The organism is Acinetobacter sp. YH12239, from assembly GCF_013417635.1.
In the GTDB taxonomy this organism is placed as follows: Bacteria; Pseudomonadota; Gammaproteobacteria; order Pseudomonadales; family Moraxellaceae; genus Acinetobacter.
Genome location: NZ_VPDP01000001.1, coordinates 347,271 through 368,344, shown reverse-complemented (window position 1 = coordinate 368,344; position 21,074 = coordinate 347,271). Strand labels below are relative to the sequence as shown.

Sequence of the window (21,074 nt, the reverse complement as noted above, 5' to 3'; positions counted from 1 at the left end):
TGCGTATTCATCATCAACATTCGAAAAGAGTTTAATATAATTTTAGGGTTAAATAAAAAAGACCTTGCTATCGCAAGGCCTTTTATTCAATTCATGTTTACTTGATTCTCAATCCGATCATGGCATTTCGCCCTTCACGGATGATACCCACTCGTGCAACTGTATTCGTTTTAAGATTAGCCACCGCTTCCACAAAATCTTGTGTTGTACTTACATTCTTACCATTAATCGAGGTGATCACATCACCAGCCATAATACGAGATTGTGCCGCCAAACCTCCGCGTACAACCTCTTGAATGTAGACACCACCTTTAACACCAAGACGTGTTTTTTCAACAGGTGCAAGTTCGCGAATCGCAACACCTAGTGTAGGTCCGCGTTTTTTGGCTTCACTTACATTTTGCGCTTGTGCTGGTGTTTCATCTGGTGCTGATGCAAGTGTTGCTGTAATCGTACGTACACGTTCATCACGCAATATTTCTAACTGAATTTTTTGATTTGGCTGTGTTCTATTTAAGTAATTTAATAGCTCACTCGTTCTTGAAATTGCAGTTCCGTTGTACTTCAAAATAATATCATTTTGCTTTAAGCCAGCGCGCTCTGCTGGGGAATTTGGCGCAATTTCTGTGATTAAAGCACCTTCAGGTTTTGGTAGTTTATAAGCTTCTGCGAGGTTACGATCAATCTCTTGTAAATGAATACCAAGATATGAGCGAGTAACTTTACCATTTTTCTTTAATTGATCCGCCACATCCATGGCTACATCGATTGGAATGGAGAACGACAATCCCATATATCCGCCAGTACCACTGAAAATACGAGAGTTCACACCAATCACTTGACCTTGTTGATTAAACAATGGTCCCCCAGAGTTACCAGGGTTTAATGCGACATCGGTTTGAATAAACGGAACTGATGTTTCACCCAACATATTTCTTGATTTGGCACTGACAATCCCTGCAGATGCCGAGTACTCAAAACCAAACGGTGAGCCAATGGCGAGAACAGGTTCCCCAACTCTTAATTGGTCGATATTCCCCGTTGAAAGTGCTGGGTAGTTCGTACCTTCAACTTTCAGTAATGCCACATCAGTACGTTCATCACTACCAATAACTTTGGCATCAATCTCGCGACGATCATTTAACATGATGGTGATTTGTGAAGCATTTTCTACAACATGATGGTTGGTAATCAGGTAACCATCACGGCTAATAAAAAATGCACTTCCAAAACCCGTTTTCTCTTGAGGAGCTTGGCGCTGCGGAATAATAATTTGATTGCCGAAGAATCGTTTCAGTAGTTCAGGTACTTGTTGTTGAAGAATTTCTTCTTGTGTCATTTTCTTAACAACATTCACGCTGACGACACCCGGACTTACTCGCTCTACAAGATTTGAAAAGTCAACAGTAGCCGCCGCTTGAGTTTGCACTGCCGCAGTAAAGACTGCAGCAAAAAGTCCTGATGCTATAACGCGATTTTTCATGTTAAGTGAACTCTCATTTATGATTCTTGGATAAAATAATTTTTAGCACAATCAAAATTCTCTGTGCGTAAATAAATGTTTCTATATTAATAGAAAACAATACTTTACTTAAAATATGATTAAAAACTAATAGTTCAAGTGCATAAAAAAAAAAATTGATCAATCAAACTCTTGAATTTTGCTTTGAAAAAGAGCCATATTAACGCACTTTTTAAAATTCAGTTTGCGAATGGAAATGCCGAAAAATACAAGTGCGCATCAATTTGATGTGATTATTGTGGGCAGTGGTGGTGCGGGTTTAAGTCTAGCACTCTCATTACCTGATCATTTTAATATCGCAGTGTTAGCAAAATCTCATTTGAAAGATGCCAGCACGTATTATGCACAAGGCGGCGTTGCAGCTGTTCTTGATGAGGCTGATTCTATTCAACAACATATTGATGACACGCTCATTGCAGGTGCTTATCTATGTGAAAAACAAGCTGTTCAACACACGGTTGAAGGGGGAAAACCCTCTGTTGATTTTTTACTGAAACAAGGTGTTAAATTCACACTGGATGATGAAGATAACTTGCATCTCACACGTGAAGGTGGGCATTCTCAGCGCCGCATTATTCATTCTGCCGATGCTACTGGTAAAGCAATTTCAACCACTTTAGTTGAACGTGCACAAGAAAAAAACAATATTCACATCTTTGAAAATTACATTGCGATTGACCTTATTACAGCGCATAAGTTAGGGCATTTGAATCAGGAAAATCGTGCTTTGGGCTTATATGCTTTAGATGAGCAAACCGAGCAAGTGCATACTTTCTTAGCACCTTTTACTGCACTGGCATGTGGCGGTGCCATGAAAGCATATTTATATACCTCTAACCCTGATATCGCTACAGGCGATGGTATTGCAATGGCATATCGTGCTGGATGCCGCGTAGCCAATATGGAATTTAATCAATTCCACCCAACCTGCTTATATCATCCTCAAGCACGTTCCTTCTTAATTACTGAAGCAATGCGTGGTGAAGGCGCTTATCTTCGTTTACCTGATGGAGAACGCTTCATGCTCCGTTTCGATGATCGTGCTGAGTTAGCACCACGCGATATTGTAGCTCGAGCTATCGACTACGAAATTAAACGATTAGGTATACGACATGTCTGGCTAGATATTACCCACAAAACCCCTGAGTTCATTAAAGAGCACTTCCCCACGTTGTATGCTCGCCTACTCGAGCTGGGTATTGATATCACCAAAGATATGATCCCAGTTGTGCCAGCAGCGCACTACACCTGTGGTGGTGTCGTAGTCGATGAACATAGTCAAACGGACATTCAAGGTCTATATGCGATTGGTGAGACGTCTTATACGGGTTTACATGGCGCTAACCGTATGGCAAGTAACTCACTTTTAGAATGTTTTGTATATGGCATGAGTGCAGCGAAGCATATTCAAGATCAGCATCAAAATATTATAGATCACTATGAAGTCCCTGAATGGGATGCTTCTCAAGTCATGAATCCTGATGAAGACGTTGTCATTTTACAAAACTGGGATGAGTTACGTCAGACCATGTGGAACTATGTAGGTATTGTACGAACGACCAAACGTTTAGAACGTGCATTACATCGCGTTGAAATGCTGAAACATGAAATCACCGAATATTATCAAGATTATCATGTCAGTAAAAATCTAATTGAGCTTCGTAACCTTGTACTCGTTTCTGAGATGATTATTCGTTGTGCGATGCAAAGAAAAGAATCACGCGGATTACATTACACTCTGGACTATCCTGAGCCTTCGCAAGAATTACGAAAAACCGTACTCACCCCACCAAATTTTGAAGTGGAAACACCTTTAGTTGAGGTTTAAGTTCAAAATAAAAAAAGCGAGTTCATACTCGCTTTTTTATGCCCTTTTGGGAGGAATTGAGTAAGTCCCAGTAACGTGAGCTATCGGCTCATCATCCCCAACAGAGTACAAGTAAACCTCTCCGACAACTAGAGCTTTGCCAACTTTCATTAATTTACAAACACCCTTGATGTCACAACCACCTTTCGGTTTTTTAAGAAAGTTTATATTCATATTGGTCGTCACTGTAAGACCTACAATACCAATTTCTCCCAGTATTGCGATATACAATCCATAATCGGCAGCTGTCATCATAGTCGGACCTGAAACTGTCCCTCCAGGTCTTAAATCATTTTCATCAACATGATAAATGACTGTAGCACCACGTGGCTCTACTGACACTATTTCACATTTTTGGAGACTTTGTGGAAATTCGGTTTGTAGGAATTTGAATATTTCTTCTTTATTACTGATCATATTGAGTCTAATCGTTTTTCCATAAACAATGACTCAATATAAATCATATTTGCTTTTTTAATTAGCACTTATGCTCAGCTTTCCATGAACTAATTCGTTCAATTGCATCATTAAATACTTGCTCAGGACTTTGTGTTGCATCAATACGCTTAACACGATTGGGTTCTAACTGATGTAATTCAGCAAATCCTGCGCGTACTTTTTCAAAAAAAGCTGCTTTTTCTTGTTCAAACCGATCCAATGCTCCACGCGCACGCGCTCGTTGCATTCCGAGTTCAGTCGGAGCATCCAACCAAAATGTCAGGTCAGGCATTTTTAGAACAAAGTTTTGGTTTAATAGCGCTAATTTTTCACGGCTTAACCCACGACCTGCACACTGATACGCGAAACTGCTATCACAAAAACGGTCGCATAACACGATCGAACTATTTTCAAGTGCAGGCATTATGACTTGTTGCAAATGTTGCGCTCGAGCTGCGTACATCAATAATAGTTCAGTATCATTATTCATTCTTTCTTCATGATTCACTGTCAGAAGTACGGAACGAATTTGCTCAGCGAGCGGAGTACCACCTGGTTCACGAGTTAGAACAACTTGCTTTGATTGCTCAAGGAAGTAGTCACGAATTTTATGGATCAATGTCGTTTTACCAACGCCTTCTGTGCCTTCAAAGCTAATAAACACGTCTATTTTACCCCTTATTTTTTAGATCGAATCACAGCAAGATATTCTTGAACAGCGCGATTATGGTCATCTAGATTGGTACTGAATTTGTGACCTCCATTTCCAGTCGCCACAAAATAAATATAGTCAGAATGATCTGGATGCATTGCCGCTTCGATCGCTTTATCACTTGGTAATGCGATCGGTGTTGGTGGCAATCCGTAAATCGTATACGTGTTATATGGTGTTGGCGTTCTTAAATCTTTACGGGTAATGTTGCCCGTATATTGATCGCCCATACCATAAATTACGGTTGGATCAGTTTGTAAACGCATACCTATTTTTAATCGGCGAACGAATACGCCCGAGACTTTATCTAACTCATGATCAACATTGGTTTCTTTCTCAATAATTGATGCCATGATGAGCGCTTCATATTTATTTTTATAAGGCAAATCAGAAGCTCGATTTTCCCAGGCTTTATCTAGTGCCTTCATCTGATGTTGATACAAATCAGTTAAAATTTTACGATCTGTTTCACCCTTCGCAAAAAAATAAGTATTAGGCGCAAATAAACCTTCTGGATGTGAAAATGGAATATTCAATTCCTTTAATATTTCTGCATCACTCAAATGAACCAGCTCTTTCGTCACCAATTCATCATTTTTGAGTGCATTTTTTAACTGCTTAAATGTTGTACCCTCAATGACCAAAATTCGATTCAATTGTGCATTTTCAGAATTCGAAATCATGTCTAGAACTTGACGAACACTCATTCCCTCTTTGACCTCATAGACTCCAGCTTTCATGCTGTCATGAATCATGAAACGTTGATAAATCTTTAAAATGATGGGAAATGAAACTTGTTTATTTTGAGCTAAACGATCAATAAACTGTGAGTAAGTATCACCATGATTAATCGCAAGCATTTGCTTTTTACCCTCTACAGGATAATCCTTCCATAGACTCGCAGATAGAATCATGGTTGCAAGCAACATTAGACCTGCAATAATGAATAAAAGCGCTTTAGGTTTAAAGGATGTCTTGCTGTTCTTTTTCTTTGTTGATTTCTGAGGAGAGGACATAAGCTTTAAATCTGATTAAGTTGAAGGTGGTGAAAAAGATCAATACACGCTTGTGTATCTAATCGACGATCATCAAGGCAAGAGGCAATTTTCATTGGGTGGAGCGCATTACAATAAAATACACTTTGAATGTGAAGAAGTTCATTCAAATCAATTACTCTTTTTTGGAACGTTATACCATAATGATTCATACGCTCCAAAATTTCAGCACGCATCACCCCATGAACGCCATTATAACGAAGTTCAGGACAAATCCACGTATCATTCAATCGTATAAAGCAGTTACTGCTGATTCCTTCAACAATATAGCCTTGAACATCTGTAACTAAGGCTTCTTGAAAACCCTTCTCATCGGCTTCCTGCTTTAGTAACACTTGTTCTAACCGATTAAGTGATTTAATTCCCACCAATTGTGGCATGGTTAAACCCATCGCTCGCTCAAGTAAACCACTCACAATGACTTCATAGTGATGATCAGTCACGTTTTGCGGATAATAATACAACCAAAGATCTGCTGAATGATGAGGTAAACTGTATCCTCGTTGCCCCTCGCCTCGACTCAGTACAATTTTAATGGTCCCGTTTAATTGATCATACTTTTGCTGTAAATACTGGATAGACTCAGCAATATAGTCAAGATTAGCTTGAAGTGACAATCGCTCAATGGCGGTATTCAATCTTTTTAAATGACGTTCAAATAATTCAATTTTATTATTTCGAATTCTCGCAGTGGTAAAACAGCCATCTCCATAATGGAAGCCTCGATCAAAAATAGATATTGCATCCATTGGCTTGGCATTTTTTAAACAGATCATTTCAAGCAACCTCATTCCTTTCTCATAGTGTAAAAAGTCACTCACAAAATGAATAGCTGTTTTGATCATAACTTTTTCATTTCTTCTTATTTTTTTATTTTAAAAAATTTCCCTATGCTCAAATCATCAAAAAACGACAAACACATAGGAATAATGATGCGTTCTTTTAAAATTGGGGTCATTGCAGCTTTACTTTCAGTCACTTCTGTTTCTACACTCGCAAAAGATTTTTTAAATGTTTCATATGATCCAACTCGCGAACTTTATGACAACTTTAATAAAGAGTTTGGAGCATATTGGAAAAAGCAGACTGGTCAAGATTTGAATTTTAAACAATCTCATGGTGGATCTGGTAAACAAGCGCGTGCGGTCATTGATGGCCTAGATGCAGACGTCGTGACTCTCGCACTCGCAGCAGATATTGATGCGATTGCTGAAAAAACCAATTTATTACCAAAAGACTGGCAGAAAAAATTCCCACAGAACTCTACACCCTATACCTCAACCATCGTGTTTTTAGTCAAAAAAGGCAATCCCAAAGGGATCAAAGACTGGGGAGACTTGATTAAAAATGATGTTGGAATTATTACGCCAAACCCTAAGACATCAGGTGGTGCGCGTTGGAATTACTTAGCAGCATGGGCTTGGGCAAAACACCAACCCGGCGGTAACGATGCTAAAGCACAAGAATTTGTACGAAAAATTTATAAAAATACTAAAGTGCTAGACTCTGGTGCACGTGGTGCAACAACAACTTTTGCAGAGCGTGGCATTGGAGATGTACTCCTGGCTTGGGAGAATGAAGCGCATTTAGCACTTCGTGAACAACCTGGAAAATTTGAAATCATTACACCAACACTTTCCATTCTTGCTGAGCCCCCTGTAGCAATTGTTGAGAAAAAAGCGCAAAAAGATGGCAACCTCAATGTAGCAAAAGCCTACTTGAATTATCTGTATTCTCCAGCTGGTCAAACCATTGCTGCCAAAAACTTTTATCGACCACGAAATGCAACGGTACTTTCAAAATATCAATCCGTGTTTAAACCTTTAAAATTAGTCACGATTGATAAAGAGTTTGGAGGTTGGACAAAAGTCCAAAAACAACATTTTGATAATGGCGGGATATTCGATCAAATTGTCAAAGCAAACAGTAATAAATAAATTAAGATTTAAGCTTTAACTTATGGCTTGCCGATCATATTCATGATCGGCATTTTTTTAACAACACACCTAAATCTTTTTTTTTCATATAAAATTCATTTTTAATTATTTTTTATGCATAAAGATTGGATTTATTCTAGCGCCATGTAACAGAATATTTTCTTTTGAGGTTGCCATGCGCTTTTCAGCTAAATTAAAACTTGGGGTTATCGCAGCTTTTGTTTCAGCTGCTTCGCTTAGCGCTTCCGCTAAAGATTTATTAAACGTCTCTTACGATCCTACTCGTGAACTCTACGTAGAAGTAAATAAAGAATTTGGTGCATATTGGAAATCTCGGACTGGACAAAATGTCAATTTTCGTCAGTCACATGGCGGCTCAGGTAAACAAGCGCGTGCAGTCATTGATGGTTTAAATGCAGATGTTGTGACTCTAGCACTTGCAGCTGACATTGATGCGATTGCTGAAAAAACCAATTTATTACCAAAGGATTGGCAGAAGAAATTCCCACATAACTCGACACCCTACACTTCCACAATTGTTTTCCTCGTCAAAAAAGGAAATCCAAAAAATATTAAAGACTGGGGTGATTTAGTAAAACCGGGTGTGGAAATTATTACACCAAACCCTAAGACGTCAGGTGGTGCACGTTGGAATTATTTAGCGGCTTGGGCGTGGGCTAAACACCAACCAGGTGGAAATGACGCCAAAGCACAACAATTTGTTCAACAAATTTATAAACAAACCAAGGTCTTAGATTCGGGCGCTCGTGGCTCAACTACAACTTTTGCTGAACGTGGTATTGGCGATGTTTTGCTTGCTTGGGAAAATGAAGCTCATTTAGCACTGCGTGAACAACCAGGTAAATTTGAAATTGTGACGCCAACACTTTCTATACTTGCTGAACCACCTGTAGCGATCGTTGAAAAAAATGCAGAAAAATCAGGCAATAAATATTTGGCGCAAGGTTATTTGAATTTCCTTTACTCACCTAAAGGACAACATATTGCCGCGAAAAATTTCTATCGTCCGCGTAATCAAGCTGTATTAAAACAATATTCATCAACATTTAAGCCACTGAAATTGGTCACAATTGATCAAGAGTTTGGTGGCTGGGCGAAAGTACAAAAAGCTCATTTTGAGAATAATGGTATTTTTGACCAAATTACCAAAGCCAATAACACAAAAAAATAATCAGTGGAGCGTGACATGATACATACACTCATTGTACCCGGCGTCGGCGGAAGTGATGAAAATCATTGGCAATCATGGTTGCAACGTCAAGTCATGCCATGCTCACGTGTTCAACAAGATGATTGGAACTTTCCCTTACTTTCAGATTGGATCAATCGTTTTGTAGAAAAAATTTCGCAGATAGATGCACCCGTACAGATTGTTGCACATAGTTTTGGCTGTTTAACGTCAGTCGCTGCTCTGCATCAGCACCCAGAAATAGCACAGAAAGTTAAACAACTGGTTTTAGTTGCACCAGCCAATCCAAGTCGTTTTGGTGAGAATGGTTTTGCTCGTTTGAGTTTGACTGATTATAGTTTTTACTTTCATCAAATTAAGATTAGCGTTCCCACAAAAATGATCATCAGTGAAAATGATCCGTGGTTAGGTTTTGATGATGCAAAAAAACTAGCAAAATCATGGGGTGTAAAGCCGATTAACTTAGGTCAAGTCGGTCATATTAATCTCGATTCAGGATTTGGACCATTTCCAGAGATCTTCGATTTTTTGATTCATGAAAAGTTGTCGAACTATATCAATAGTATTGATAATGGCAAGTTGTATTACAAATTTGCAATTTAAAGTTCGCCACTTATTCTTGATAAATTTTCCAATTCAATTGCTTACTGATTTCGGTAAGCTTTTTCTCTCATTTGAGGAGTAGTCATGTCGCAGCGATCCCGAGTGCTGCCAGGATTTGGTCTATCTCTAGGCTTTACCCTAGCGTATTTATCTTTAATCGTGCTCATACCATTGTCGGCTGTTTTCATTAAATCTTTAGGTATTGGCTGGGAAGGTTTGTGGGAGATTTTAAGTTCTGAGCGTATCTTAAAATCATTACAACTAAGTTTCAGTGCTGCACTCATTGCTGCCTTCATTAATGTTGTATTTGGCTTATTACTCGCTTGGTGTCTCGTGCGCTATAGCTTCCCTGGTAAACGAATTGTTGATGCATTGGTTGATTTACCCTTTGCGTTACCAACAGCTGTTGCTGGTATTGCATTAACGTCTTTATATGCACCTACAGGCTGGATTGGTCAATATCTTGAACCCTTAGGAATTAAAGTCGCTTATAGCCCTATTGGGATTACATTAGCGCTGATATTTATTGGCTTACCTTTTGTGGTTCGTACAGTACAACCTGTACTGAGTGACTTAGAGACTGAACTTGAAGAAGCAGCTTCAGCATTGGGTGCAAATCGACTACAAATTGTAACCAAAGTGATTTTACCAATTCTTTTCCCTGCTTTAATCACAGGATTTGCTCTCGCTTTTGCCCGTGGCGTGGGTGAATATGGTTCAGTTATCTTTATTGCAGGTAACCAACCCTTCGAAACTGAAATTGCGCCATTAATGATTATTTCTCGATTGGAAGAATATGACTATGCAGGTGCAACGACGATCGCCGTTGTCATGCTCCTTATTTCATTCGCTATCTTGTTCTTGATTAACTTGTTACAAGCATGGGCGAGTCGTCGTACAGGGAGAACTGCACAATGAGTTTGAATACAAATAGCAATGCTTTAGCGGAAAAATTGCAATCTCGTGATGCGACGCGAGAACCGACTTGGGTTCGTTATACACTCATTGTCATTGCCATGATTTTCTTCCTCAGTTGCTTAATTCTGCCTTTGATTTTAGTTTTTGTTGAAGCATTCAAACAGGGTATCGGCGTTTATGCGCAAGCTTTAGTTCATCCAGATACATTGTCGGCTGTAAAGCTCACCTTACTAACAGCTGCAATTGCTGTACCGCTCAACGTAGTATTTGGTGTGGCGGCGGCTTGGTCTGTTGCGAAATTTAATTTCCGTGGTAAATCCTTATTAACCACGATTATTGATATGCCTTTCTCTGTGTCACCTGTAATCGCAGGTTTGATGTTGGTATTGATGTTTGGTACTCAAGGTTGGTTCGGTGGATGGTTGATGGACAACGACATAAAGATTCTATATGCCGTTCCAGCAATTGTTCTCGCAACCATCTTTATTACAGTTCCTTTTGTGGCGCGTGAGCTCATCCCACTGATGGAAGCTCAAGGCACAGAAGAAGAGGAAGCGGCAATCGTTTTAGGTGCTTCAGGCTGGCAAACTTTTTGGAAAATCACGATTCCAAATATCAAATGGGGCTTGATATACGGGGTTATTCTTTGTAACGCACGTGCAATGGGTGAATTCGGGGCGGTCTCTGTAGTGTCGGGCCATATTCGTGGGGAAACCAACACATTGCCACTGCATGTAGAGATTCTCTACAACGAATATACCTTTAGTGCAGCATTTGCTGTTTCATCCCTCTTGGCTTTATTGGCGATTCTGACATTGATTCTTAAAACATGGGTCGAAATTCGCCAAGAGAAATTAAGCAAACGTAATGAAGATTCTACAGTTTAAAGGAAGTATCCGATGAGTATTCAAGTTAAAAATATTGAAAAACACTTTGGTGCTTTCCATGCACTAAACAATATCTCCCTAGATTTTCCTGATGGTCAACTCGTTGCATTGTTAGGACCTTCAGGCTGCGGTAAAACGACTTTACTTCGCATTATTGCTGGTCTTGAATCTGCCGACAGCGGTCAAGTGATCCTTGAAGGTCAAGACTCAACGAATGTTCATGTTCGTGAACGTCAAGTCGGTTTCGTATTCCAACATTATGCTTTATTCCGTCATATGACAGTATTTGACAATATTGCTTTTGGTTTACGTGTTCGTCCACGTTCAACACGCCCTTCAGAATCTGAAATCAAAAAACGAGTTACACGACTACTTGATTTAGTTCAATTAGGATTCTTAGCAGATCGTTATCCAGCACAATTGTCAGGTGGACAGCGTCAACGTATTGCGCTTGCACGTGCGCTTGCAGTTGAACCTCGTGTACTACTTCTGGATGAGCCATTTGGCGCACTTGATGCAAAAGTTCGTAAAGAGTTACGTCGCTGGCTGAGAACTTTACACGATGAACTTCACATCACCTCGATTTTTGTAACCCACGATCAAGAAGAAGCGCTTGAAGTTGCAGATCAAATCATTGTTATGAATAAAGGCAATGTCGAACAAATTGGCTCACCTCGTGAAGTTTATGAAAAACCAGCGACGCCTTTTGTATTTGACTTCTTAGGTCAAGCCAATAAGTTCGAAGGCCATAATCAAGCGGGAATCGTACAGATCGGAAATGATCGTATTCAACTGCCTTTAGCTAAAGATGCACCTGAAGGCAAAGTGATTGCCTTCATTCGACCAGATGAGTTCCAAATCCATGCTCAACCTACAGACAATGCAATTCAAGCAACGTTCTTACGTGAAGTTTGGATTGCAGGAAAAGTGGTTGCCGAACTGCAAGGTCAAGATGGCAATCTCATCGAAATTTTACTTACTCCAGATGAAGCTAAACTTCATCAATTCCGTCCAAATCAATCGGTTTGGTTAACGACAAATACATTGCACTTATTTGCACAAGAAAACGCATAAAAATGTGTAGATGGGGCTTTTATAAAGCCCCATCATTTTAAAGGTAATAAAGACTATGAACTTTCAACAATTAAGAATTATTCGAGAAACCGTCAGACAAAATTTTAATTTAACGGAAGCTTCCGCTGCCCTTTACACGTCTCAATCTGGCGTAAGTAAGCATATTAAAGATTTAGAAGATGAATTAGGTGTTCAATTATTTATACGTAAAGGTAAACGTTTATTAGGGTTAACTGAGCCTGGTCAAGCTTTGCTCGGTATTGTAGAGCGCATGCTGGTCGATGCAGACAATATTAAAAGATTAGCCGACGATTTCAACCGTGTGGATGAAGGCACATTAACCATCGCAACAACACATACTCAAGCGCGATATGTATTACCACCGATCGTTAATTCATTTAAAAAATTGTTTCCGAAAGTTCATTTGATTTTGCAACAAGCAAGCCCAACTGAAATCACTGAAATGTTACTTTTAGGCGATGCTGATATTGGTATTGCGACTGAGAATCTGACTACTGAAGAAAACTTAGCGAGTGTTCCTTTTTATAACTGGAAACACAGTATTATTACGCCTCAAGGTCATCCACTTACTCAAATAGCAGCGAGAGAGATTAGCTTAGAACATTTGGCAGAGTATCCGATTATTACCTATCACGGTGGTTTTACGGGACGTTCAAAGATCGATAAAGCCTTTGAAGACTCAGGACTTGATGTTGATTTAGTGATGTCTGCGCTTGATGCTGATGTAATCAAAACTTATGTGGAATTAGGTATGGGTGTCGGGATTGTCAACGATGTTGCCTACGATACAGAACGAGATCATCGCTTAAAACAAATTGATACTGATTTATTCGGGGTGAATACCACTTGGATTGCTGTACGTAAAGGTCATTTGTTACGTGGATACGGTTACGAGTTTATTTCGCTATGTGCACCTAGTGCTGATATCAAAGCATTAAAACGTGTGGCTTACCCAGAAGATTAATAAGCTACAAATAACAAAGGCGCCATAAGCGCCTTTATTATTTGCATTTACTTGCATAAAAAAACGAGCCGAAGCTCGTTTTTTAATTTGATCTTACCAGTGGAAGCTCACACCCACTTTACCGACTGGAAGCCACTCATATTTGTCTTTAGATTCAATTTTCGCTTCTAAAGCTTCAGCTGCATCAGCACCAGTACCAGTACCACCGACTTCAGCTAAACCTACTGAAGTAATATTTGCAGAAGGGTTACCAGTGTAATAAGCACCTACTTCACCAAATACACCGAAGTTTTTATTGATTTTAGGAGCAAAACCAAAACCTACGTATGGAGCAAAGTCATTTTTGTATGACATTTTACCATCGATGAAACCTTGACCAGATGGAGCGTTGTAATTTTTGCCATCAATCTTAACAACATCATTCGTATTGTTTAAGCGCTTAGTAACATCGTATTCATTATCGATATATGCTACACCAGCAGCCATATATAGACCTTGAGCCCATGGATTTTGACTCGCGCCCCAAGGACGAATCTCAGCATTTAAGTATGCCAAACTATTATCCATATCTAAATCGTACTTAGTACCGTCAATAGATAAATCATCAGACCAAGAGATATCACCACCGTTGTAACCTAAAGCAAGACCAACGTATGGGTTAGCAGTCCAAAGTAATGCACCACCGTAACCAGTTGTACCAACTTCAGCACGAACACCAGTAGGGATTAATTGATTAGCTTCAAATACATTACCTGTACGTACAACTTGAGTGTCCGCCATAGCGAAGCCTGAAACAGATAATGCTGTTGTAACAGCGAGTAATTTTAACACTTTCATTTTTTTCTCCTCAAAGAAATGAGTTGTTCTTTAATCATTAATGTGTTCGACTCGGAAGCATATTAATTGAGATTTCAAAGCTGGTTAATATTCAAATTGATGCTTTTTTGTTATTTTTTGATACAATTTTGATTTAGTTGTTGTTTTATAAATAATTTGCACTTAAGTCTTTTATTAACTTTTATTAACATACTTATAAAGAATAGTCATTATTGTCGGACATTTTTTCAGGATTAATTGTAATTTTTATAATCAATTTAGTGTAAAATCTTGGAAATTTTTTTTGGAAGAGAAGATTATGTCTCAGCTTTCGTCAATCATCGAACAAGCGTTTGAAGATCGTGCAAACTTCACAGCTACAGATTGCCCTGCTGAAATTCGCCAAGCAGTCGAGGAAGCAATTGCTGGCTTAGATAATGGTTCATTACGTGTTGCTGAAAAGATTGATGGTGAATGGGTTGTTCATCAATGGTTAAAAAAAGCTGTTCTATTGTCATTCAAACTCAATGATAATAAACCAATCGAATCATGCGATCTCCAATTCTATGACAAAGTAGACACTAAATTTACGGGTTGGACTGAAGAGCAATTTAAAGCAGCTGGTGTACGTGTTGTACCGCCTGCAGTTGCACGCAAAGGTTCTTACCAAGCTAAGAATGTTGTGCTTATGCCATCTTATGTCAATATTGGCGCTTATGTTGATGAAGGTACGATGGTTGATACATGGGCGACTGTAGGTTCATGTGCGCAAATTGGTAAAAATGTTCACCTTTCTGGTGGTGTTGGGATTGGCGGTGTACTTGAGCCTCTTCAAGCGAACCCTACGATCATTGAAGACAATTGTTTTATCGGTGCACGTTCTGAAATCGTTGAAGGTGTAATCGTTGAAGAAGGCTCAGTGATTTCAATGGGTGTTTACATTGGTCAATCAACTAAGATTTATGACCGTGAAACAGGTGAAATTCACTACGGTCGTGTTCCAGCAGGTTCAGTGGTAGTTTCTGGTAGCCTTCCTTCTAAATGCGGTAAATACAGCTTGTATGCTGCAATTATCGTGAAAAAAGTCGATGCTCAGACTCGTGCTAAAACAAGTTTGAACGACTTATTACGCGCTGACTAATTTTTTATACTTTATAATATTTGGAGTTACACTCCACATCTCTACGGTTAGTAATAATCGTAGAGATTTTTCTTTTATATAATCTCTATTTTAGTTTGGTTTTGTCGATATGAGTAATTTGCGATCTTCCGCTATTCCTGTTTCTGATCCGTCTGCGGGGTTACGTATTACGGAGATCTTCTATTCATTACAAGGTGAAGCCAACACTTCAGGCTTACCTACAGTGTTTATACGCTTAACAGGTTGTCCACTGCGTTGTACTTATTGTGATACCACCTATTCTTTTGAAGGCGGTGAACGTCAGTCTTTAGAGGATATTATCCAGACCACGCTCGATTTTAAGACACCTTATATTTGTGTTACTGGTGGTGAACCATTAGCTCAACCCAATGCATTACCGCTCATGGAGCGTCTAGCAGATTTAGGCTGTGAAGTTTCCCTTGAAACGAGTGGAGCGCTAGATGTTTCAAAAGTGGATCGTAGAGTTTCTAAAGTCCTAGATTTAAAAACACCAACTTCAGGTGAAGACTCACGTAATTTAATGAGTAATTTAGACCATTTAACTCAACATGATCAGATTAAATTTGTCATATGCAATCGTGAAGATTATGAATGGTCTAAACAACAAGTGAATCAATATGAGTTGCACAAGCGTGTAAGTACAGTTTGGTTCTCACCTGCTTTTGCTGTTGAAAAAGGCGCTGCGAAGTTACCGCAACTTGCGCGTGATTTAGCACAATGGATCTTAGAGGATCACTTACCAGTTCGTTTCCAGCTTCAATTACATAAGTTGCTCTGGAATGACGAAACAGGTCGTTAAAACCTAAAAAAATAGCTCAAATTAAAACAGTACAGCACTTTTCTGTACTGTTGTTTGAGACAAAATGATCTTTTAGTGTGCTGACACTTTAATGGTCGTGCCATTCAAATTAATCCCTTTCATTGAAATATCCCCAATCTTATTATTTATGGTTGATGCATCCCCAACGCCTACCCCCCATAACATGGCATTAAAACCATTTTGATCTCCAAGACGATTTATTTTGAGTTCCAGTCCATCTGTACGTATCGAACCTGCAACATCAAAATCAAGATTATTGATGCCAAAACGCCCTGGTTGAGTATTTTTTAAATTAATAAATTCTATTCCAAATGCGCCACCACCATCATGATCGTGGACTTTAAAGCCTTCTAAACGTAAGCCATCTTTAAATATTCCATTCAGTTTTAAAAGACTGCCTTGAGGTGCTGAACCGAGCTGAATATTGGTAGAGAGATTGGATACATAAAATTTCATATTATCCATAATTTTAACGGGATCACTATAGCCTCTTCCGGTTGGACTAACTTGACCCGATTTACCCACCCAAATATCACCAGTATTAATAATAATATCTTCAGGAACAAATACACCTAAATTCAGAAAAGGCCCTGTAGTACTACTACCTCCTTGAGCATCGATTTTTAAGGTAATACTAATATCTGCCGAACCAGAAGAAAGTGATAATGGATTCTTACTACGTCCATTCGCTGTACCGAAAATTAAGGCACCTGCTTTAGTGTTTCCTTCGTTGTAATCTGGCCCGAATCCACTGTTATCGTGCCAAATTAAATCAGCTTGAATGGGTCCACCTGGTAAAAGGCTAATCGTAATACCATCTTGTGCTGCATATGTGGACAATTCTTGATCTGAAAGCTCCTCAAATGCAAGAGAATTTGTACTGATCAACACAGCAGTGGTTAAAATTAAGGTATTAATTTGATTCATTTTCATTCCGTAAAAATTTTTTTGTAAGTTTTAATCAAGTATTTGTTAAATTATATTTAATATTTAAACAAAAACAACAACTGTTTAAACTTTATTCGACTCAAAAGAGAGTTTTATCTCATCTTCTAAAACGAACATTTCACGTTCTTTATAATGATCTCAGTTAGTTTTGTGACTTCTGCAGATCTATATATTCAAAAAATTTATACCCCATTATTCTTTATATAATCAGTTATAATTCATTTTTTATTTACTTTAATTTTTTGGAGTTCTCCTATGCGCCCTCGTGCCATTGTATTGTTATCAGGTGGTTTAGACTCAACGACTTGCTTGGCTTGGGCGCAAGCACGCTATGAATGTATCGCTTTAAGTTTTATGTATGGTCAACGCTCAACAACTGAATTGGATGCTGCACGTAAACTGACACAACAAGCAGGCGTTGAACATCGCGTGATTAATATAGATTTGGGTAATTTAGGTGGTTCTGCATTAACCGATCATTCCATTGACATTCCTGATCAAGAACAAGAAGGCATCCCTGTCACTTATGTTCCAGCACGTAATACGATTTTCCTGTCTTATGCACTTGCAGCAGCAGAAGTATTTGACGCAGAAGCCATCGTAATTGGAATTAATGCGGTGGATTATTCAGGTTATCCAGATTGTCGACCAGAATTTATTGATGCATTTGCCAATATGGCAAGATTAGCGACAAAAGTAGGTGTAGAAGGAAAACCTCTTAAATTTGAAACACCTTTACTACAATTATCCAAAGCAAATATTATTCGCTTAGGCATCGAACATGGCGTAGACTACAGTCAAACGGTGTCATGCTATCAAGCAGATGACCAAGGACGAGCTTGTGGAAAATGCGACAGCTGTCGTTTGCGTAAACAAGGTTTTGCAGATGCTGGTGTTGAAGACCCAACTCGTTATATACCGTAATAACAGGGTGCCATTTATGAAAAATTTAAAATCAAACATTATTCTTTCGGCAATTGTTTCTGCTGCAGCACTCTTTGGTTCTGCTGCTCAAGCAAATGAGCCGAATAATAAAATGCAGCAAGCCTACAAAAGTACTAACGTAAAATCTGCACTGATTAATGTTTGTAAGGAAGAAACTGCTAAAGGGAATAAGCTTTCTGCTGCTGAAGTCAGCAAATATTGTACTTGTGCAATTGAAGCAGACGGCAAGCTAACTAATGCTCAAAAATGGGAAATCCAAAGTGCGATTAACCAAAAGAAAAGCCCTTCTACTTTAGCTATTGTTAAGAAACAGAATACTGATCTTCAAGCATGCTTCGGCCCACAGTTAACGTCTAAGCTACAGTCGTTAACAGAGGAAGCAATGAAAGCAGCACAAGCTAAAAAATAATTGCAGCTTGTATAAGGTATAAGATAGCCACCTCGTGTGGCTATTTTTTTGAATTCCCCTATAAATGTAGTGACAACTTTTGAGGAAATTATAATGTCTATGGAAACGATTAGTTTACCCAATCAAACATTCCCAACGACTACAGGTTCTGTGAATTTAACTGAGTTGAATACAGATTGGCTCATCATTTATTTTTATCCAAAAGATTCAACACCTGGGTGTACAACGCAAGCTGTTGGTTTTTCATGTTTGAAAGATCAGTTTGATGCGCTTCATACCACTATTTTCGGTGTTTCTAGAGACTCAGTAAAAGCCCATCAAAACTTCACCGAAAAGCAAGCTTTAACAATCGATTTGATTAGCGATAAAGAAGAAGTGCTTTGCCAACACTTTGATGTGATTAAAGAGAAAAATATGTATGGAAAAAAAGTAATGGGGATTGAGCGCTCAACTTTTATTTTTCATCAAGGCAAACTCGTTAAAGAATATCGTAAAGTCAAAGCTGCAGGGCATGCTGAACAAGTGCTTGAAGATTTAAAAGCTTTGCAAAACTAATAAAAAAAACCCACGATTGACGTGGGTTTCATCTACTTATAATTCTTTTTAACTACAATTAGAAATCAAAAGTTACACCAAGCTTATAAGTGCGTCCTGCACCCAATGTCGTAAAACCACTGTTAAATACACCCGCCCAGTATTTTTCATCCGTAACATTATCAACATTGGCGCGGAATGTGGTATTTACACCGCCAAGATTGGTCTTATATTTTGCACCTACATCAAGCAGCGTGTAACTAGGAATCTCTAAAGTATTGGTATTGTTAAGATATTGTTTATCAACATAATTAGCACGTGCATTTACGCTCAGCCCTTCAACAGGAAGTTTATAGTCAATTCCTAGGCCTGCTGTGAATTCAGGTTGTCCTTCAACGGTATTTCCTACCAGTTGTGCATTGGTGTTTTTGCTATATTCCACATCAATATAAGCTAAGTTCCCCCAAATAATCACATCATCTGTAACATTACCTGAGAAACCATACTCAACTCCCCTTGATGTTGTTTCAGCTCCGTCTGTTGTAATTTGTGTATAACCATTCGGATTATCTTTTAACTGTTCAGTCATGGTACTTGGCTTATCAATCTGATAAGCCGCTAAAGTATGCAACCAAGAACCATGTTGATATTTAGCACCTAGTTCATATTGTGCAGTCTGAAATGGTGCAAAAGTTTTACCAAAATTAACATCACCTTCGGTAGTGACGGTACTGCCTTGAGATAAGCCTTCGACATAACTTGCATAAAGTGATAGATCTTCACCCCAAGGTTTGACAACGATGCCTAAACTTGGCGATAATTTGTTTTCACTATAATTATTCTTCGGATTTGTTGGATTATTAATATCAATCTCTTGATAACGTGCACCTAGAATAAATTGCAGTTTATCATTTAGCATTGAGATCTGATCTGTTAATGAATAACTGATGTAATCATTATCAGCAGTTTGAGAAATTGTTGGCGCAGATGGCATCGATTCAGTATTGCTCGGGTTATACAAGTTCGTAAAGAAGGTAGTTTGACCTGCTTTATTGTGCATATCCGTATCTCGATGTAAATAATCCGCTCTAAGACCGACAGTATGGTGAATATCTCCTGTATAAAATGCGCCTTCCAAACCTAAGTTTGCAGTAGTATTTCGTTGGTTCATTTTCACATGATAGTACTGAGAATTTGCATTGCCAGTTTCATCTGTAACAACCAAACGCGTCCCAAATAAATGTCCTTGGTACTTCTGTTCAGCAGTGCCAATCCCTGCAATAACTTTTAGATTTTCAAGTAATTTATATTCACTTGATAAGCCCACGTAATTCGCAGATTGTTTACCCCAAAGATTGGGTAAATAGTTACTACGTCCATCAGGTGCATCCAATACTTTACCTAAGGTGGCAAATGAGACCATAGCGGGCGAGCCACCTTGACGATCATCTTTAGTAGAATAAGCATCTAAGTTAATTTTTGCTTTATCGGTTGTCCAATCTAGACCCAAGACCGCTGAAATTGTTTCATCTTCTAGGCCATCCACCACATGCTCACCTTGACCATAATTGGCACTTAGACGTGCGCCAAATTCTTGATCTTGGCCAAAGCGGCGTGCAACATCGAAACCAGACTTATAAAAGCCTTCCTCTTCAAAATTCGCGGTGACACGAGTTAATTCTTTTTCTGCACGCTTAGTGTTGGCGATAATCACACCACCGACACTACCGCCCGGTGCCATACCAGCAATTAATGCATTCGGCCCTTTTAGTACCGTAACTGAACTCAAAATATCAGTAGATACTCGACCTGAAGGCGCCATACCATAAGCCCCATTTAAATTCAGATCATCCCAATTGACATTGAAACCACGGATATTAAAGTTTTCATTGAGATGCCCACTATTGGTCGTAGTACGAACACTTGGATCAATTTTGAGTACATCCATCACCGTATGTGCATGTGAATCTTGAATGGCTTGATCGCTGTAGTTACGGATGGTAAACGGCGTGTCTAACACATCCTTTTCACCTAAAATATTGAGTGTAGCTTTTTTTTTCAGTTTACCTGTGACATCGGTTTCTTGTGAGTCTGCTTTTACTACAATGGTTGCCAATTGTGTTGGTTCTTGCGCAACTGCAAAACATGGTATAGAAACTAAAGACAAAAATAATAGATTTCTTTTCACGTGGATGCCCTCTTATATACGGTTTCGGGCACATCATACACAAT

General features: G+C 38.8%; 21 protein-coding genes. 13 read left to right on the top strand and 8 right to left on the bottom strand.

What is annotated here, in order from left to right; all coding sequences use genetic code 11:
* Positions 1-97 precede the first annotated feature (97 nt).
* Positions 98-1,483 (bottom strand): Do family serine endopeptidase, encoded by a 1,386-nt coding sequence (locus tag FTV17_RS01690; protein ID WP_179997898.1) that lies wholly within the window; start codon positions 1,481-1,483, stop codon positions 98-100.
* 235 nt (positions 1,484-1,718) lie between these two features.
* On the opposite strand from FTV17_RS01690, the gene nadB reads away from it, so the two are divergent.
* The gene (gene nadB, locus FTV17_RS01685) at positions 1,719-3,350 is read left to right on the top strand and encodes an L-aspartate oxidase (protein WP_373687171.1); all 1,632 of its coding nucleotides are present in this window, start codon (positions 1,719-1,721) and stop codon (positions 3,348-3,350) included.
* A 36-nt stretch (positions 3,351-3,386) separates the two neighbouring features.
* Here the strand turns inward: nadB and FTV17_RS01680 are convergent, their stop codons facing one another.
* From FTV17_RS01680 to pabC, 4 genes are all read right to left on the bottom strand, one after another.
* On the bottom strand, positions 3,387-3,806 hold the full coding sequence (locus FTV17_RS01680; RefSeq protein WP_179997897.1) for a PaaI family thioesterase: 420 nt from the start codon (positions 3,804-3,806) through the stop codon (positions 3,387-3,389).
* A gap of 61 nt (positions 3,807-3,867) precedes the next feature.
* Positions 3,868-4,491: a dTMP kinase gene (gene tmk / locus FTV17_RS01675; RefSeq protein ID WP_179997896.1), complete on the bottom strand. Its 624-nt coding sequence runs from the start codon at positions 4,489-4,491 to the stop codon at positions 3,868-3,870.
* A 14-nt stretch (positions 4,492-4,505) separates the two neighbouring features.
* Entirely contained in the window at positions 4,506-5,555 is a 1,050-nt protein-coding gene (gene mltG, locus FTV17_RS01670) for an endolytic transglycosylase MltG (RefSeq protein WP_179997895.1), read from the bottom strand.
* Between the two features lie 5 nt (positions 5,556-5,560).
* Positions 5,561-6,370, bottom strand: coding sequence for an aminodeoxychorismate lyase (pabC, locus tag FTV17_RS01665; RefSeq protein WP_179997956.1), 810 nt, complete (start codon positions 6,368-6,370; stop codon positions 5,561-5,563).
* A gap of 153 nt (positions 6,371-6,523) precedes the next feature.
* Here pabC and FTV17_RS01660 point away from each other — a divergent pair, with 153 nt between their 5' ends.
* From FTV17_RS01660 to FTV17_RS01630, 7 genes are all read left to right on the top strand, one after another.
* Positions 6,524-7,531 (top strand): sulfate ABC transporter substrate-binding protein, encoded by a 1,008-nt coding sequence (locus tag FTV17_RS01660; protein ID WP_306669577.1) that lies wholly within the window; start codon positions 6,524-6,526, stop codon positions 7,529-7,531.
* A gap of 175 nt (positions 7,532-7,706) precedes the next feature.
* Positions 7,707-8,723 (top strand): sulfate ABC transporter substrate-binding protein, encoded by a 1,017-nt coding sequence (locus FTV17_RS01655; RefSeq protein ID WP_179997893.1) that lies wholly within the window; start codon positions 7,707-7,709, stop codon positions 8,721-8,723.
* A gap of 15 nt (positions 8,724-8,738) precedes the next feature.
* The gene (locus FTV17_RS01650; protein ID WP_179997892.1) at positions 8,739-9,344 is read left to right on the top strand and encodes an alpha/beta hydrolase; all 606 of its coding nucleotides are present in this window, start codon (positions 8,739-8,741) and stop codon (positions 9,342-9,344) included.
* 84 nt (positions 9,345-9,428) lie between these two features.
* Positions 9,429-10,262 (top strand): sulfate ABC transporter permease subunit CysT, encoded by an 834-nt coding sequence (gene cysT, locus FTV17_RS01645; RefSeq protein WP_035267202.1) that lies wholly within the window; start codon positions 9,429-9,431, stop codon positions 10,260-10,262.
* Positions 10,259-11,149 (top strand): sulfate ABC transporter permease subunit CysW, encoded by an 891-nt coding sequence (gene cysW, locus FTV17_RS01640; RefSeq protein WP_179997891.1) that lies wholly within the window; start codon positions 10,259-10,261, stop codon positions 11,147-11,149. Before cysT ends, cysW begins: the two co-directional genes overlap by 4 nt.
* Before the next feature lie 12 nt (positions 11,150-11,161).
* A complete protein-coding gene (locus FTV17_RS01635) occupies positions 11,162-12,223 on the top strand; it encodes a sulfate/molybdate ABC transporter ATP-binding protein (protein ID WP_035267206.1) in 1,062 nt (353 codons plus the stop codon).
* Between the two features lie 55 nt (positions 12,224-12,278).
* Positions 12,279-13,208 carry a CysB family HTH-type transcriptional regulator gene (locus FTV17_RS01630; protein ID WP_092767071.1) on the top strand — a complete coding sequence of 310 codons (930 nt, stop codon included), beginning with the start codon at positions 12,279-12,281 and terminating at the stop codon, positions 13,206-13,208.
* A gap of 93 nt (positions 13,209-13,301) precedes the next feature.
* Here the strand turns inward: FTV17_RS01630 and carO are convergent, their stop codons facing one another.
* Positions 13,302-14,045: an ornithine uptake porin CarO gene (gene carO / locus FTV17_RS01625; RefSeq protein WP_179997890.1), complete on the bottom strand. Its 744-nt coding sequence runs from the start codon at positions 14,043-14,045 to the stop codon at positions 13,302-13,304.
* 298 nt (positions 14,046-14,343) lie between these two features.
* On the opposite strand from carO, the gene dapD reads away from it, so the two are divergent.
* Positions 14,344-15,165 carry a 2,3,4,5-tetrahydropyridine-2,6-dicarboxylate N-succinyltransferase gene (gene dapD, locus FTV17_RS01620; protein WP_179997889.1) on the top strand — a complete coding sequence of 274 codons (822 nt, stop codon included), beginning with the start codon at positions 14,344-14,346 and terminating at the stop codon, positions 15,163-15,165.
* A gap of 109 nt (positions 15,166-15,274) precedes the next feature.
* Positions 15,275-15,985, top strand: coding sequence for a 7-carboxy-7-deazaguanine synthase QueE (queE, locus tag FTV17_RS01615; protein WP_092767073.1), 711 nt, complete (start codon positions 15,275-15,277; stop codon positions 15,983-15,985).
* 72 nt (positions 15,986-16,057) lie between these two features.
* On the opposite strand, the gene FTV17_RS01610 is transcribed toward queE, so the two are convergent.
* Positions 16,058-16,933: a hypothetical protein gene (locus FTV17_RS01610; RefSeq protein ID WP_179997888.1), complete on the bottom strand. Its 876-nt coding sequence runs from the start codon at positions 16,931-16,933 to the stop codon at positions 16,058-16,060.
* A gap of 276 nt (positions 16,934-17,209) precedes the next feature.
* Here FTV17_RS01610 and queC point away from each other — a divergent pair, with 276 nt between their 5' ends.
* The 3 genes from queC (at position 17,210) to FTV17_RS01595 (ending at position 18,863) form a co-directional block, all read left to right on the top strand.
* On the top strand, positions 17,210-17,878 hold the full coding sequence (queC, locus tag FTV17_RS01605) for a 7-cyano-7-deazaguanine synthase QueC (RefSeq protein ID WP_179997887.1): 669 nt from the start codon (positions 17,210-17,212) through the stop codon (positions 17,876-17,878).
* Between the two features lie 16 nt (positions 17,879-17,894).
* Positions 17,895-18,308: a hypothetical protein gene (locus FTV17_RS01600; protein ID WP_179997886.1), complete on the top strand. Its 414-nt coding sequence runs from the start codon at positions 17,895-17,897 to the stop codon at positions 18,306-18,308.
* A 99-nt stretch (positions 18,309-18,407) separates the two neighbouring features.
* Positions 18,408-18,863 (top strand): peroxiredoxin, encoded by a 456-nt coding sequence (locus tag FTV17_RS01595; protein ID WP_171260701.1) that lies wholly within the window; start codon positions 18,408-18,410, stop codon positions 18,861-18,863.
* Positions 18,864-18,921: 58 nt separating this feature from the next.
* Here FTV17_RS01595 and FTV17_RS01590 read toward each other — a convergent pair whose 3' ends face one another.
* Positions 18,922-21,030: a TonB-dependent siderophore receptor gene (locus tag FTV17_RS01590; RefSeq protein WP_179997885.1), complete on the bottom strand. Its 2,109-nt coding sequence runs from the start codon at positions 21,028-21,030 to the stop codon at positions 18,922-18,924.
* Between the last annotated feature and the right edge of the window lie 44 nt (positions 21,031-21,074).